General features: G+C 64.0%; 14 protein-coding genes. 7 read left to right on the top strand and 7 right to left on the bottom strand.

Going from position 1 to position 13372, the window contains the following annotated elements; genetic code table 11:
* The first annotated feature begins 190 nt into the window (after positions 1–190).
* The 7 genes from RAH42_RS02170 (at position 191) to RAH42_RS02140 (ending at position 5932) form a co-directional block, all read left to right on the top strand.
* Positions 191–631 carry a MerR family transcriptional regulator gene (locus tag RAH42_RS02170; protein ID WP_078015741.1) on the top strand — a complete coding sequence of 147 codons (441 nt, stop codon included), beginning with the start codon at positions 191–193 and terminating at the stop codon, positions 629–631.
* Positions 632–946: 315 nt separating this feature from the next.
* On the top strand, positions 947–2290 hold the full coding sequence (gene rsxC / locus RAH42_RS02165) for an electron transport complex subunit RsxC (RefSeq protein ID WP_317539842.1): 1344 nt from the start codon (positions 947–949) through the stop codon (positions 2288–2290).
* Positions 2290–3228, top strand: coding sequence for an RnfABCDGE type electron transport complex subunit D (locus RAH42_RS02160; RefSeq protein WP_317539841.1), 939 nt, complete (start codon positions 2290–2292; stop codon positions 3226–3228). Before rsxC ends, RAH42_RS02160 begins: the two co-directional genes overlap by 1 nt.
* Entirely contained in the window at positions 3212–3784 is a 573-nt protein-coding gene (locus RAH42_RS02155) for an RnfABCDGE type electron transport complex subunit G (RefSeq protein ID WP_317539840.1), read from the top strand. Before RAH42_RS02160 ends, RAH42_RS02155 begins: the two co-directional genes overlap by 17 nt.
* A 1-nt stretch (position 3785) precedes the next feature.
* A complete protein-coding gene (locus tag RAH42_RS02150; protein WP_317539839.1) occupies positions 3786–4517 on the top strand; it encodes an electron transport complex subunit E in 732 nt (243 codons plus the stop codon).
* Entirely contained in the window at positions 4514–5092 is a 579-nt protein-coding gene (gene rsxA, locus RAH42_RS02145) for an electron transport complex subunit RsxA (protein ID WP_120372335.1), read from the top strand. Before RAH42_RS02150 ends, rsxA begins: the two co-directional genes overlap by 4 nt.
* A 9-nt stretch (positions 5093–5101) precedes the next feature.
* On the top strand, positions 5102–5932 hold the full coding sequence (locus RAH42_RS02140; RefSeq protein ID WP_317539838.1) for an RnfABCDGE type electron transport complex subunit B: 831 nt from the start codon (positions 5102–5104) through the stop codon (positions 5930–5932).
* Positions 5933–6003: 71 nt separating this feature from the next.
* Here the strand turns inward: RAH42_RS02140 and RAH42_RS02135 are convergent, their stop codons facing one another.
* The 7 genes from RAH42_RS02135 to gcvT form a co-directional block, all read right to left on the bottom strand.
* On the bottom strand, positions 6004–6546 hold the full coding sequence (locus RAH42_RS02135) for a Fic family protein (protein ID WP_296427253.1): 543 nt from the start codon (positions 6544–6546) through the stop codon (positions 6004–6006).
* Positions 6547–6597: 51 nt separating this feature from the next.
* Positions 6598–7320 carry an alpha/beta hydrolase gene (locus RAH42_RS02130; protein WP_317539837.1) on the bottom strand — a complete coding sequence of 241 codons (723 nt, stop codon included), beginning with the start codon at positions 7318–7320 and terminating at the stop codon, positions 6598–6600.
* A 1-nt stretch (position 7321) separates the two neighbouring features.
* Positions 7322–8677: an NAD(P)/FAD-dependent oxidoreductase gene (locus RAH42_RS02125; RefSeq protein ID WP_317539836.1), complete on the bottom strand. Its 1356-nt coding sequence runs from the start codon at positions 8675–8677 to the stop codon at positions 7322–7324.
* A 121-nt stretch (positions 8678–8798) separates the two neighbouring features.
* The gene (gcvPB, locus tag RAH42_RS02120; RefSeq protein WP_120372340.1) at positions 8799–10259 is read right to left on the bottom strand and encodes an aminomethyl-transferring glycine dehydrogenase subunit GcvPB; all 1461 of its coding nucleotides are present in this window, start codon (positions 10257–10259) and stop codon (positions 8799–8801) included.
* Positions 10259–11611 (bottom strand): aminomethyl-transferring glycine dehydrogenase subunit GcvPA, encoded by a 1353-nt coding sequence (gene gcvPA / locus RAH42_RS02115; protein ID WP_296426362.1) that lies wholly within the window; start codon positions 11609–11611, stop codon positions 10259–10261. Before gcvPA ends, gcvPB begins: the two co-directional genes overlap by 1 nt.
* Positions 11612–11718: 107 nt before the next feature.
* On the bottom strand, positions 11719–12120 hold the full coding sequence (gene gcvH / locus RAH42_RS02110) for a glycine cleavage system protein GcvH (protein ID WP_120372342.1): 402 nt from the start codon (positions 12118–12120) through the stop codon (positions 11719–11721).
* Between the two features lie 64 nt (positions 12121–12184).
* Complete coding sequence (gene gcvT / locus RAH42_RS02105; RefSeq protein WP_120372343.1) at positions 12185–13291, bottom strand: glycine cleavage system aminomethyltransferase GcvT; 1107 nt, start codon at positions 13289–13291, stop codon at positions 12185–12187.
* Positions 13292–13372: the final 81 nt, after the last annotated feature.

Below are 13372 nucleotides of genomic sequence, written 5' to 3'. Positions count from 1 at the left end.
TCACGCCCGTATTTTAATAGATCCAGAACAGTTTGAGGAGAACCCCCGACGAGGGCAATCCGGAGATCAGCACCCGCGTCGTCGACCTGCCCGTGCGGGGCGGCGCCGTCTGAACGGCTCTTGACATTGAAGCCCACTTCAATGTTAGATTATCATCGTTGTCATATTACGTGAGAGCAGGGTGAGAGCCATGGAGTATTCGATCAAAGAGGCGGCGCAAATGCTGAACATCCCCATCAGCACGATCCGGTACTACGACAAGGAGGGGCTGCTGCCTTCCCTCGAGCGCAAAAGATCGGGCTATCGCGTGTTCTCGGAACACGATATCGAAACGCTGAAAACCGTGATCTGGCTGAAAAAGGCCCATATGCCGCTGAAGGAGATCGGCCGTTTCATCCAGCTGCTGAAAGAGGGCGACGCCTCGCTGCGGCAGCGCCTCGAACTGTTCGAACGCCGTCGTCAGGCCATGGAGCGGCAGCTCAGGGAGGATCAGGCCGTGCTCGATTTCATCAACTATAAATGCCACTATTACCGGACCGCCGTCGAAGCCGGCACGGAAAAGATCCACCGCGGCGGCGAAAAACTGAAAATGCCGCCCTGCGCCTGCGATCCGTCCGGAAAACTTTTATGAAGAATATCAGCCGGGATCCCGCCAACGCTCGGGATCCCGGCTTTTGTTCTGCCCTTTGCGGGGCTCCACGCGCCGCAGGAAGACGCATGAAGCGTGATGGAGTTTCGCCGCGCTGACGGGCGCTTTTTTATAGAATCTTTGCGCCTTCATTCACATTATTATATTTTCAAGTATAATTTACATGTTTCTTGCTTCATCAATCTTTTGTTTTCCATAAAAAATGCTATCATTAAAAACGAATTGATCCGCGTATACAAAATACGTCGATCCGACAGACTCAGCGGCTGTCGGAAAAGGCAAAAGGGGGAAAGATTTATGGGATTTCCTACTTTTTGGGGCGGCGTGCATCCGCCTCAAAACAAGGATCTGACGCGGGACAAGCAGATCGAACCGTATCTGCCCACAGGCAATCTGACGTTTCCGATGTCGCAGCACATCGGCGCGCCGAACGCGCCCGTCGTCGCCAAGGGGGACAAAGTCAAAGTCGGCACGCCGCTGGGCAGCGCCGATGCGTTCGTTTCCGCGCCGGTGCTCTCGAGCGTCTCCGGAACGGTGAAAGAAGTGGGACCTCGCCCAACCGTGCCCGGCACGTTCGACACCTGCGTGGTCGTGGAAAACGACGGCCTTTACGAGAAAGACGGACGCTGGGCGCCGCTGCCCGATTACGAGAACTGCGATCCCAAAGAATATCTCGCGCGCATCCGCGAGGCGGGCATCGTCGGCTTCGGCGGCGCCACGTTCCCGGCGGCCGTCAAGTTCGCGCCGCCGCCTCAGGACAAAATAAAGTGGTTCATCGTCAACGGCGCCGAATGCGAACCGTATCTGAACTGCGACTTCCGCCTGATGATGGAAGCGACCGACGAGATCGTCAAAGGCACGGCGCTGTTGCTGCGTCTCTTCCCCGAGGCCGAGGGCGTGATCGCCGTGGAGAACAACAAGCCCGAGGCGATCGCAGCGCTGTCCGAGTCGGTCGCGCGCCTGGGGGCGAAGAACGTGCGCGTGCAGCCGCTCACCGTCAAATATCCGCAGGGTTCCGAAAAGATGCTGATCGAGGCGCTGACGGGACAGGAGTACGTCGTCACGGCGCTGCCGGCCGACGTGGGCTGCATCGTCGCCAACGTGCGCACCGTGCAGCAGTGCTGGCGCGCCATCGCCCTCGGCGAACCGTCGACGGAGCGCGTCGTCACCGTCACCGGCGACGCGATCGCCGAACCGAAGAACGTGCGCATCCCGCTGGGCACTTCCATTCGGGAGCTCGTGGATTTCTGCGGCGGCTTCAAGGAAGCGCCCGTCAAGGTGTTGGCCGGCGGCCCGATGATGGGCATGTCGATGCGCTCGCTCGACGTTCCCGCCGTCAAGGGCACTTCCGGCGTTCTGGCGCTGACGGCGCGATCGACGATGCTCAGACGCGCTACGGCCTGCCTGCACTGCGGCCGCTGCGTCGACGCCTGCCCGATGGGGCTGGTGCCCAGCGCGCTGGATTCGCTGGTGCTCGGCAAAGAATACGAGCGCTTCGAAACCGAAGGCGGCATGAACTGCATCGAGTGCGGCAGCTGCACCTACGTGTGCCCGGCCTGCCGGCCGCTGACGCAGAGCTGCCGCGACGGCAAGAGCTTCGTCATGGCGCAGCGCAAAAAGAGAAAGGCGGCGGGGAAATAATGGATCATAAGCTGGTCGTTTCAAGTTCTCCCCACGCCCACGCCGGTCTGACGACGCCGCAGATCATGGCCTGGGTGCTGGCGGCGCTGGTTCCCGCCGGCGTCATGGGCGTCGTCCGCTACGGCGCGCGCGCCGCGGCGGTGATGGCGGTGTGCGTGCTCGCCTGCGTCTTCTGCGAATATTTCTGGCAGAAGTGCACGGGCCGCGCGGTCACGGTGAGCGACGGCTCGGCGGCCGTCACGGGGCTGCTGCTGGCCTACAACCTGCCGCCCACGATCCCCTACTGGATGGCGGTCGGCGGTTCGCTGTTCGCGATCATCGTCGTCAAACAGTTTTACGGCGGCCTCGGCGGCAACATCGTCAACCCGGCGCTGGCCGGACGCGCCATGATGCTGGCCAGCTGGCCGGTACCGATGACGACCTGGACGCTGGACGGCGTTTCCGCGGCCACGCCGCTGGCGCTGATGAAATCCGGCGACGTGAGCGCCCTGCCCTCGTATCTCGATCTGTTCCTCGGCAGGACGGGCGGCTGCATCGGCGAGAGCTGCACGCTGGCGCTGCTGATCGGATTCGCCGTGCTGCTCTGGAAAGATATTATCAAATGGCAGGTTCCGGCGGTCTACGTCGCCGTCGTCGCCGTGCTGTGCACGGTTTTCGGCCGTCCGGCGGCGCCGCTGGCGGAGATTTTGTCCGGCGGTCTGTTCCTCGGCGCCATTTTCATGGCCACCGACTACACGACGTCGCCGATCACGCTCAAGGGGCAGATCGTCTTCGCCGCCGGCTGCGGCCTGCTCACAGCGGTGATCCGCACGTGGGGCGGCTATCCCGAGGGCGTCTCCTATTCGATCCTGATCATGAACCTGCTGGTGCCGCTGATCGACCGCGCCACCAAGCCGCGCATTTTCGGAGAGGTGAAGAGCCATGCCAAAAATCGCTAAGCTCGGTTCGATCCTGTTCGCGATCACGGCCGTCACGGGGTTGCTCCTCGGCGCCGTGCAGAACATCACCAGCGGCTCCATCGCCGCCCAACGCGTCCGTCAGAAAAACGACGCGCTGGCGGCGACGCTGCCCGGCGCGAAAAACTTCACGCCCGTGGCGCTCAAAACCGACGCCGGCATTATCGCCGAGATCTTCTCCGGTTCCGGCGGCGGCAAAACGCTCGGCTACAATTTCACGCTCACGCCCAAGGGTTTCGGCGGCCTGATGACGCTGGTCTGCGGCATCGACGCCGAAGGCCGCGTCACGGACATCGCGATTCTCGAGTCCAGCGAGACGCCCGGCCTCGGCGCCCGCGCTTCCGAGCCCGCGTTCGCCGGGCAGTTCCACGGGCGGCTGGCCGACGGCGATCTGCAGGTTACCAAGACGCCGCCCGAGAACGGCGACCAGATCCAGGCCATTTCCGGCGCCACGATCACGTCGCGCGCCGTCACCGACGCCGTCAACGCCGCGCGCACTTACTGGAAAAACCATCTGAAAAAAGAGGAGGCAAAGTAAAATGGGCAATCCTCTCAAAACCATCATCAACGGCCTTTTCGCCGAAAACCCGATCTTCGTCCTCGTGCTCGGCATGTGCCCGACCATCGCCGTCACGTCCAGCGCCATGAACGGCCTCAGCATGGGGCTGGCCGCCACGGCCGTGCTGATCGGCTCCAACGTGGCGATCTCGGCGCTGCGGCGCGCCATCCCCGACGAGATCCGCATCCCCTCGTTCATCGTCGTCATCGCCGGATTCGTCACCGTGCTGCAGCTGGTCATCGCCGCCTATTTCCCGGCGCTGGACAAGGCGCTGGGCATCTTCATCCCGCTGATCGTCGTCAACTGCATCATTCTCGCGCGCGCCGAAGCGTTCGCCTCCAAAAACGGCGTCTTCGCTTCGGCCTGCGACGGTCTGGGCATGGGGCTCGGTTTCACGCTGGCGCTCATCGTCATCGGCGCCATCCGCGAGCTGATCGGCGCCGGCGCGGTCTTCGGCGTCCAAGTTTTCGCGCCCGGTTTCTACCAGCCCGCGCTGCTGGCTATCCTCGCTCCGGGCGGCTTCATCGTGCTGGGCGTGCTCATGGCCGTCATGCATCAGCTCAAAATCCGCAAGGAACTGAAAAGTCGCGCGCCTCTGGCCGAACCCGCTTACGACGGCTGGGCCGAACTCGGTTCGTGCAGCGGCTGCGCGCTGGCGGGCGCGTGCCGCAAGACGGACTGCGCCGCGAAAAAGGACGGTGAGGGCAAATGAATCTGCTGGGTCTGCTGATCAGCTCCATCTTCGTCAACAACATCGTTTTCATGCGCTTCCTCGGCTGCTGCCCGTTCCTCGGCGTTTCCGGCAAACTGGAGACGGCCAGGGGCATGGGACTGGCCGTGGTGTTCGTGATCACCTTCTCGTCGGTGATGACCTGGCTGGCCTACAACTTCCTGCTCGTGCCGCTCGGCCTCGAATATCTCTACACGCTGGCCTTCATCCTCATCATCGCCGCGCTCGTGCAGTTCGTCGAGATCGTCATGAAGAAAATAATGCCGGCGCTGTACAAGTCGCTGGGCATCTTCCTGCCGCTGATCACCACCAACTGCGCCGTGCTCGGCGTGGCCGTGATCAACATGAACGAGAAGTACGACCTGCTCACCGCCGTCGTCAACGCCTTCGGCACCGCCGTCGGCTACATGCTGGCGATCGTGATGATGGCCGGCATCCGCGAGAAGATCGAGCTGAACGCGGAAATGCCCCGCTGCATGCGCGGCCTGCCGATCGCGCTCATCACCGCCGGGCTGATGTCCATCGCCTTCATGGGCTTCAGCGGCCTGGTCAAGTAGGTGACAGCCATGACTGCCATCGTTTACCCCATGTTCGTCATGGGCGGGCTGGGCGTCGTCTTCGGCTGCCTGCTCGCCTTCGCTTCCAAAAAGTTCGCCGTCGCCGTCGATCCGCGCCAGATCAAGATCCGCGCCGCGCTTCCCGGCGCCAATTGCGGCGGCTGCGGCTATCCCGGCTGCGACGGCTACGCCGAAGGCTGCGTCCTCGGCGCCTGCGCGCTGAACAAGTGCGTCGTCGGCGGCGCCCCCGTGGCGGAAAAAATCGCCGAGATCATGGGCGTCTCCGCCGATGGCGCCGAGCCCGAAGTCGCCTTCGTGCGCTGCCAGGGGATCTTCGACAAGACACACAAAGACTGCGTTTATCTGGGCATCGGCGACTGCCAGAGCGCTTCCGTCGTGCCGGGGCGCGGCCCCACCTCCTGCGCTTTCGCCTGCATGGGTTTCGGCACCTGCGTCAAAGCCTGCAAGTTCGACGCCATCCACGTCATAAACGGCGTCGCCAAAGTCGACCGCGACAAGTGCGTGGGCTGTAAAGCCTGCGTCGAAGCCTGCCCGCGCGGCATCATCGCCATGGTCCCCAAAAAGAAAACGGTCCACGTCGCCTGCAGCAACCCCATGCCCGGCGCTTTCGTGCGCAAAGTCTGCACGATCGGCTGCATCGGCTGCCAGATGTGCGTGAAAGTCTGTCCCAAGCAGACCATCTCCATGAAAGGCGCTCTCGCCGTCATCGACCCGAGCAACTGCATCAACTGCGGCCTCTGCGCCTCCAAGTGCCCCGTGCACGCCATCAACAATTCCAAGGCCAAGCCCGTCGTCGTGCCGCCGGCGTCGGTAGCGTAATATCCGCGTCGTCAAAGAACAAAAAAACGTCTCGCGCCGGACATTCGCGAATGTCCGGCGCGAGACGTTTTTTAACGACGATGCCCTTCGTACCAGTAGGACTGTTCGAGGCCCTTGAAGATGACTTCGCGGTCGTCGATGCGATCGGTAAGGTTGGGCAGAAGGAGGCAGCGCAGCTCCAAGTCGTTGACGGGGCTGCGCTCCATGGCCTGAAGATAGAGGGCTTTGTCGACGTTCTGCCAGTCGACGACGCGGCGCAGTTTTTTCCTGAGCATCAGATCGAGCCAGATGCGCATGGCGCGCCCGTTGCCCTCCATAAACGGGTGAGCGACGTTCATCTCCACGTACTTGGCGACGATCTCTTCGAAAGAGTTTTCGGGCATTTTTTCAATGGCGCGGAGCGCTTCTTGCAAATAAAGACAGTTGGCGAAGCGGAAATTGCCCCTGGAAATGTTGCACGTGCGGATCTGCCCGGCGAAATCGTACAACCCGCCGAACAGGGCCTCGTGGATCCGCCGCAGCCCCGCGACGGTACCGACCTCGACATGATCGACGTCACCGCTCTCATAAAGACGGCGGGCGTTGCGCAGGCTTTTTTCGTCAACGTCGTTCATCCTTGCGTCCCCTCTTCCTTCCGGCGTTTTGCGCTTTCATGATACCATCGATCATACCACAGCGGCCAAGAACGCGGCGATCGTTTGGGCCAATTCTTCGGGGCAGTCGTACATGACGGCGTGACCGGCTGGGAAGAGGCGGAAGCGCGCGTCCGGCAGGGCGGCGGCGAGTTTTTCGACTTCTTCCGGCGGGAACAGGAGATCGTGTTCCCCGGCGCAGACCAGCGCCGGCTGTTTGATTCGCGGCAGGACGGGGTTCAGCGGGGGCGCGGCTTTCAGCGCTTCGCGCTGGGCGTTCCACAGGAGCGCGTCGTCCGGCGTCCGGCGCGCGGCCGTCAGGCGCATAAAGTTCAGCGCCGCGGCGGGGCGCTCACGCAGGAACTGGGGCATGACGGCCCGCATCAGCAGTTTGTGCCAGCGCGGCCACGGCGCTTCGAGCAGTTCGCGCAGCGCGGCGTTCCGCTGCGCCGACGCCGGTTGGTCGGCGCAGGCGGCGCACAGCACGAGCGAGGCGACAAGCTCCGGGCGTTCCAGCGCCAGACGCAGGGCGACTTCCGCGCCCATGGACCAGCCCAGCACGGCGCAGGGAGCGCCGCGCCGTTCGATCTGCGCGGCGGCCGCGGCGACGGCGCGGGCGAACGAATAATCCCGCGGCGGCGCGTAAAGCAGCGGGGTCGCGCCGGCCCGCCGCAGGGCGGCGAGGAACGGCTGGCCCCAGCAGTCCGCGCCGCCGGCCAGTCCCGGCAGCAACAGCAGCGGGACGTTCGGCGTCATCTTAGCCCTCGACGATCCTCAGGCAGGCGTCGCGGAAGCACTCGCACAACGTGGGATGCGCGTGGATGGAATAGGCCACGTCGCGCGCGGTCAGCCCCTTGGACACGGCCAGCGCCGCTTCGCCCAGCAGCGACGCCGCTTCCGGCCCCATGATGTGCACGCCCAGCAGCACGCCGTCGGCCTTGCGCGCAACGACTTTGACGAAGCCGTCGCCCTCCCCCATGGCCAGCGCCATGCCGTTGGCGGCGAAGTAGGCGCGCGAGGTCACGTAATCGATGCCGCGGGATTTGGCTTCTTCCTCGGTAAGGCCGACGGTGCCGACTTCCGGCTCAATGAAGACGCAGGCGGGCAGGGCGTCGAGGTTGACGGCGTACTCGCCGCCGGTCATGCTGCTGACGGCCGCCAGCGCCTGATACTCGGCCAGGTGCGCCAGCATGGCGCCGCCGGTACAGTCGCCGATGGCCCAGACGCCGTCGACGGAGGCGCGCATCTGCGCGTCCACGGCGAGGCAGCCTTTTTCGATCTTCACGCCGCTGTTTTCCAGACCGTAGCCTTCGAGGATCGGCGTCATGCTGGAGCCGACGATGAGGCGGTCGCAGCGCTCCTCGAACGGTTCGTCTTTCGACGTGCCGCGCAGGATCAGTCCGTCGCCGTCGGGTACGGCTTCGGTGAGGCGCACGTAGTCTTTGACGATGGTCTTGCGGCGCTTGACGGCCAGCGCAACTTTTTTCTTGACGTCGCCGTCGAGGCGGCGCAGGATCTGGTCGGAGTGCTTGAGCAGGATCACTTTTTTCCCCAGCCCCTGCAGGATCATGCCCATTTCCAGCGCGATCACGCCGGCGCCGAGCACGGCCACGGTCCGCACGTCGGCGTTGCGTTCGGGATCCCAAAGCTGCGGGTCGGTGATGGCCCAGTCGCCGGTGAGCACCTGCGGCAGGTCGTTGCCGGCGAACTCGGGGCGCACGGAACGCGCGCCGACGGCGATCAGCAGGCGCTTGCCTTCGATCTGTTCCTCAGAACCGTCGTCGTGAGTGACGGTCATTTTTTTGGTTCCTTCCCATTCGGTGACGACGCCGGTCCCGCGCAGCACTTTGACGCCGGCCATCTTCATCAGCTGGGCGTTGCCCTTGCGCAGCGTGTCGATCACGCCTTCGAGGCGCGCCCACAGCCCCTCGCGCGGCCCCTTGCCGCCGATCACGTGGGAATAGAGCGCTTTGGTGGGGATGCAGCCGCGGTTCAGGCAGGTGCCGCCGAGGTGGGCTTTTTCCACGAGCGCGACCTGCATGCCGCAACGGGCCGCCAGTTCCGCGGCGCGCGTGCCGCCGGGGCCGCCGCCGAGGACAATCAGATCATACATGTGTTTTTTCTCCTTCTGTTTTCGTCAAAAAAATGCGAAGCGGTCGCGCCGCGGGGAGCCGCCTGTGGCGAAAAATCCCCCGCGGCGCGATCGCTTCGCGTTTTGACGTCTGATTCCGGTATTAGAACTGCCAGCGCAGAACGGGATGGCGCGCCGCTTCGGTTTCGTCGGGACGCGCGATCACGGTGCTGTGCGGTTTGGCGTGGAATTCTTCCGCGCCCTTGGCCTTGGCTTCTTCGACGATCTTCTGCAGAGCGTCGACAAAGCCGTCGAGCGTTTCCTTGGACTCGGTCTCCGTCGGCTCGATCATCAGCGCCTCGTGGACGATGAGCGGGAAGTAGGTCGTGGGCGGATGATAGCCGGCGTCGATCAGGCCTTTGGCGACGTCCATGGTGGACACGCCGGTCTCGTGCTTGAGCTCGCTGCCGTCGGCCACGAACTCGTGCTTGCAGAAGCCGTTGACGGCGAGCGGGTAGAACTTCCCGATCTTCGCGGCCAGATAGTTGGCGTTCAGAACGGCGATGTCGGAAACTTCCTTCAGCCCGGCGGCGCCGAGGTTGCGGATGTACGCGTAGGCGCGCACCAGCACGCCGAAGTTGCCGTAGAAGCTGCGCACGCTGCCGATGCTCTTGGGATGCTCGGCCTTCGTCTCCAACGTATAGGCGCCGTCCTTGCGGACCACGATGGGCGTGGGCAGATAGGGCAGCAGCTTCTCGTTGACGCCGACCGCGCCCGCGCCGGGGCCGCCGCCGCCGTGCGGCGTGCTGAAGGTCTTGTGCAGGTTGAGGTGCAGCACGTCGAAGCCCATATCGCCGGGGCGCACCTGACCGACGATGGCGTTGGCGTTGGCGCCGTCGTAGTAGCACAGGCCGCCGGCCTTGTGGATCATGTCGGTCAGTTCGAGGATGTTCTTCTCGAAGATGCCCAGCGTGTTGGGGTTGGTCAGCATCAGCCCGGCCACGGTGTCGTCCATCAGCTTGGCCAGCTCGTTCAGGTCGACCATGCCGTCCTTGTCGGAAGGCACGGCCACCGGCTCGAAGCCGGTGACGGTGGCCGAAGCGGGGTTGGTGCCGTGGGCCGAATCGGGGACGATGATCTTGGTGCGCTTGAGGTCGCCGCGGTCTTCGTGGTACTTCTTGATCAGCATCAGGCCGGTCTGTTCGCCGTGAGCGCCGGCGGCCGGCTGCAGCGTGACGGCCGCCATGCCGGTGATCTCCGCCAGCATCGCGGACAGGTCGTGGATCAGGCCGAGCGCGCCCTGTACGGTGCTCTCCGGCTGCAGCGGGTGGATGCGGGCGAAGCCGGGCAGACGGGCGGCCGCTTCGTTGATCTTGGGATTGTACTTCATGGTGCAGGAACCGAGCGGATAGAATCCTTCGTCGACGGAGAAGTTGAGATGGGACAGGCGCGTGAAGTGGCGCACCACATCCACTTCCGCCATCTCCGGCAGACGGGGAGCTTCCGCGCGGGCCATGCCGCCAAGGGCGTTCGCCGGCGCGGCGGGAACGTCGAGCCTGGGCAGCGAATAACCGACGCGGCCGGGACGGCTGGCTTCGAACAGAGATTCAACAGGGCGGAGCATTAGCGGTCACCTCCTGCGGCGATCGACACAAGGCGGTCGATTTCTTCCTTCGTGCGCTGTTCGGTCACAGCCAGCAGCCAGGCGTTGCCGAGTTCGGGATGGCTCTTCGAGAGGTCGAGGCCGCCGAGGATCCCGGCCTCGAGCAGGCGGGCGTTGAGGCTGGCGACCGGTTCGTCGCAGATCAGCACGACTTCGCGGAACGCGGGAGCACCGGCGAAAGCCGGACGGAACTTGCCGGTCTTGACCAGAGCGTCCACGGCGTAGGCCGTCTTGGCGAGGATCCGCTCGTCCACTTCGCGCAGTCCCCGCGGCCCCATCAGACTGAGATAGACCGAGGCGGCGACGATGCACAGATTCTGATTGGAGCAGATGTTCGACGTGGCCTTCTCGCGGCGGATGTGCTGCTCGCGGGCCTGCAGGGTGAGCACGTAGCAGTTGCGCCCCTTGACGTCCTTGGTCCGGCCGACGATGCGGCCGGGCATCTTGCGCATCAGTTTTTTCGTGGCGGCCATAAAGCCGAAAGCGGGGCCGCCGAAGCTGACGCTGCTGCCCACGCTCTGTCCGTCGCCGACGACCACGTCCGCGCCGAACTCGCCGGGAGCCTTGAGGCAGCCCAGCGCCAGCAGGTCGGTGGAGACGATCAGCAGCGCCTTGGCGGCGTGCAGCTCGTCGGCCAGACCGGTCAGATCCTCGACGACGCCGAAGAAGCTGGGCGTCTGCAACAGCAACGCCGCCACGTCGCCCTTGGACAGTTCGGCGTTTAGGGCTTCGCGATCAAGCTGACCATTCTTGCAGGGCAGGACGGTCAGTTCATAGCCGCGGCTCCAGCAGTAGGTGCCGAGCACGCGGACCGTTTCAGGATTGACGCTGCACGATACGAGCAGGCGCGAACGGCGCGTTTCGGCGGCCGCGATCACCATCGCTTCGGCGGCGGCGGTGGCGCCGTCGTACATCGAAGCGTTGGAGACTTCCATGCCGGTCAGCTCGCAGACCATGGTCTGGTACTCGAAGATGGCCTGCAGCGTGCCCTGAGCCGCTTCCGGCTGGTAGGGCGTGTAGCTGGTGGTGAACTCGCCGCGCGAAACGATCGTATCGACGGCGGCGGGGATGAAATGGTCGTAGGAGCCGGCGCCCAGGAAGCAGGTCAGCTCGTCAAGGTTCTTGTTCTTTCCCGACAGCGCGCGCAGATGGCACGCCAATTCAGGCTCGGAAAGCGCCTCGGGCAGGTCGAGCGCCTTGGCCAGGCGGACCTGAGCGGGAATATCCGAGAACAGTTCGTCGATCGACGCGACGCCGATGACGTCGAGCATCGCGCGGCGATCAGCCTCGGTGTTGGGGATATATTGACTCATAAAGTTGAACACCTCCATTGATCGGCTCAAAAATCACGGTCTTCCGGCGGGAAATCTCGTCCGGAAAGCGACAGCCCTGTCTCCGGACGAGACTTCCCGTAGCGGAACTACGCCTCCGCTTCTTCCTTCTCCACCAGCGCCTGATAGGCGGCGGCGTCGAGCAGGTTATCCATTTCCTTCAGGTCGGCGGGCTTCAGCTTGACCATCCAGCTGCCGTACGGATCGGCGTTGACTTTTTCGGGAGCGTCCTCAAGCTCGGAGTTGACCTCCACCACCGTGCCGGACACGGGGGCGAACACGTCGTTGGCGCCCTTGACGGACTCGGCGATCACGGTGGCTTCGTGAGCCTTCACTTCGCGGTCGACGTCGGGCAGCTCGATGTAAACGAGGTCGCCCATGGCGTGCTGCGCGTGGTCGGTAATGCCCATCAGGCCGAAGCCGTCGGCGTCGATCTTGATCCACTCGTGGTCCTTGGTGTACTTCAGCTCAGGCAGAACTTTGGTCGTCATTGTCAGTATCCTCCTCAAAAATTTTTGTTGATTCGCTCGATGCGTTTTCAGCGCGAACGCCGCGTTACTTCTTGTAGCTCTTCTTGTAGAAGGGCTTCTTCACCACTTCGGCCTTCTTGGCCTTGCCGCGGATCACGATCCACAGGTTCTCGCCCACAGCCGGCGCGGGCACGTTCACAAGGCAGTTGGCCAGGTTGGCGTCCAGCGAGGGGCCGTAGCCGCCCGTGGTGACCACGCCGATGACATTGCCGTCCTTGTCGGCTACTTCCATCTCGTGGCGCGGCACGCCCTTGTCGATCAGCTTCGCGGCCACGATCTTGCGCTTCAGGCCGTCGGCCTTCTGCTGCTTGAGCACCGGCTGGCCGATGAAGCCGCCCGCCTTGTCGACCTTGACGAAGAAGCCGAATCCGGCTTCCAGCGGTCCGAGCGTGTCGGTGAATTCCTGCCCGCACAGCGGCAGCCCGGCCTCGAAGCGAAGGCTGTCGCGCGCGCCCAGGCCGATCGGCATCAGGCCGAGGTCCTTGCCGGCCTCCATGACGATGTTCCACAGCTCGGCGCCCTTGCTCCAGTCCACGTAGATCTCGAAGCCGTCCTCGCCGGTGTAGCCGGTGCGGCTGACGATGGCCTTGATGCCCCCCACGTCGACGGGATCCTTGAAGTGGAAGAACTCCAGCGCCGCGGGATCGAAATCGACAATCTTCCTGAGGATCGCCTCGGCGTTGGGGCCCTGCAGCGCCACTTCGGCCGTCTGCATGGAGATGTTCTCGATCTTCACGCCGTCGGTCAGGTGGTCGTTGAACCAGGCCCAGTCCTTCTCCACGTTCGCCGCGTTGATGACGAGCAGATAGCGCTCCCTGGTGTAGCGGTAGACCAGCAGGTCGTCGACGACGCCGCCCGTGGGGGTGCACATGATGTTGTACTGCACCTGTCCGTCGTGCATCTCCGTCACGTCGTTGGTGACGAGGCCGGAGATCCAGGCTTCGGCCCTGGGGCCGACCACCGTCACTTCGCCCATGTGGGAAACGTCGAACAGACCGGCCTTGGAACGCACGTTCAGGTGCTCGGTCTTGATGCCCGTCGCTTCGTACTGCACCGGCAGCTCCCAGCCGCCGAAATCGACCATGCGGCCGCCGGCGGCCACGTGGCACTCGTACATCGGGGTTCTCTTCATCTTTTGACCTCCTGCTTTCTCAAAAGGCGCCGCCTGCGCGGCAGCGCCGCCAATCCCCGGCACCCACAAGGATGCCTGTTT

This window comes from Pyramidobacter sp. YE332 (assembly GCF_033060595.1).
Lineage (GTDB): Bacteria > Synergistota > Synergistia > Synergistales > Dethiosulfovibrionaceae > Pyramidobacter.
This window is presented reverse-complemented; position numbering and strand designations above follow the sequence as displayed.

Bases quoted from the DNA above. Each gene is read 5' to 3' on its own strand.
- gcvT (WP_120372343.1), bottom strand. From the start codon at position 13,291: ATGAAGAGAACCCCGATGTACGAGTGCCACGTGGCCGCCGGCGGCCGC.
- gcvPB (WP_120372340.1), bottom strand. From the start codon at position 10,259: ATGCTCCGCCCTGTTGAATCTCTGTTCGAAGCCAGCCGTCCCGGCCGC.
- rsxC (WP_317539842.1), top strand. From the start codon at position 947: ATGGGATTTCCTACTTTTTGGGGCGGCGTGCATCCGCCTCAAAACAAG.
- RAH42_RS02140 (WP_317539838.1), top strand. From the start codon at position 5,102: ATGACTGCCATCGTTTACCCCATGTTCGTCATGGGCGGGCTGGGCGTC.
- gcvH (WP_120372342.1), bottom strand. From the start codon at position 12,120: ATGACGACCAAAGTTCTGCCTGAGCTGAAGTACACCAAGGACCACGAG.
- rsxA (WP_120372335.1), top strand. From the start codon at position 4,514: ATGAATCTGCTGGGTCTGCTGATCAGCTCCATCTTCGTCAACAACATC.
- gcvPA (WP_296426362.1), bottom strand. From the start codon at position 11,611: ATGAGTCAATATATCCCCAACACCGAGGCTGATCGCCGCGCGATGCTC.
- RAH42_RS02150 (WP_317539839.1), top strand. From the start codon at position 3,786: ATGGGCAATCCTCTCAAAACCATCATCAACGGCCTTTTCGCCGAAAAC.
- RAH42_RS02135 (WP_296427253.1), bottom strand. From the start codon at position 6,546: ATGAACGACGTTGACGAAAAAAGCCTGCGCAACGCCCGCCGTCTTTAT.
- RAH42_RS02170 (WP_078015741.1), top strand. From the start codon at position 191: ATGGAGTATTCGATCAAAGAGGCGGCGCAAATGCTGAACATCCCCATC.
- RAH42_RS02160 (WP_317539841.1), top strand. From the start codon at position 2,290: ATGGATCATAAGCTGGTCGTTTCAAGTTCTCCCCACGCCCACGCCGGT.
- RAH42_RS02125 (WP_317539836.1), bottom strand. From the start codon at position 8,677: ATGTATGATCTGATTGTCCTCGGCGGCGGCCCCGGCGGCACGCGCGCC.
- RAH42_RS02155 (WP_317539840.1), top strand. From the start codon at position 3,212: ATGCCAAAAATCGCTAAGCTCGGTTCGATCCTGTTCGCGATCACGGCC.
- RAH42_RS02130 (WP_317539837.1), bottom strand. From the start codon at position 7,320: ATGACGCCGAACGTCCCGCTGCTGTTGCTGCCGGGACTGGCCGGCGGC.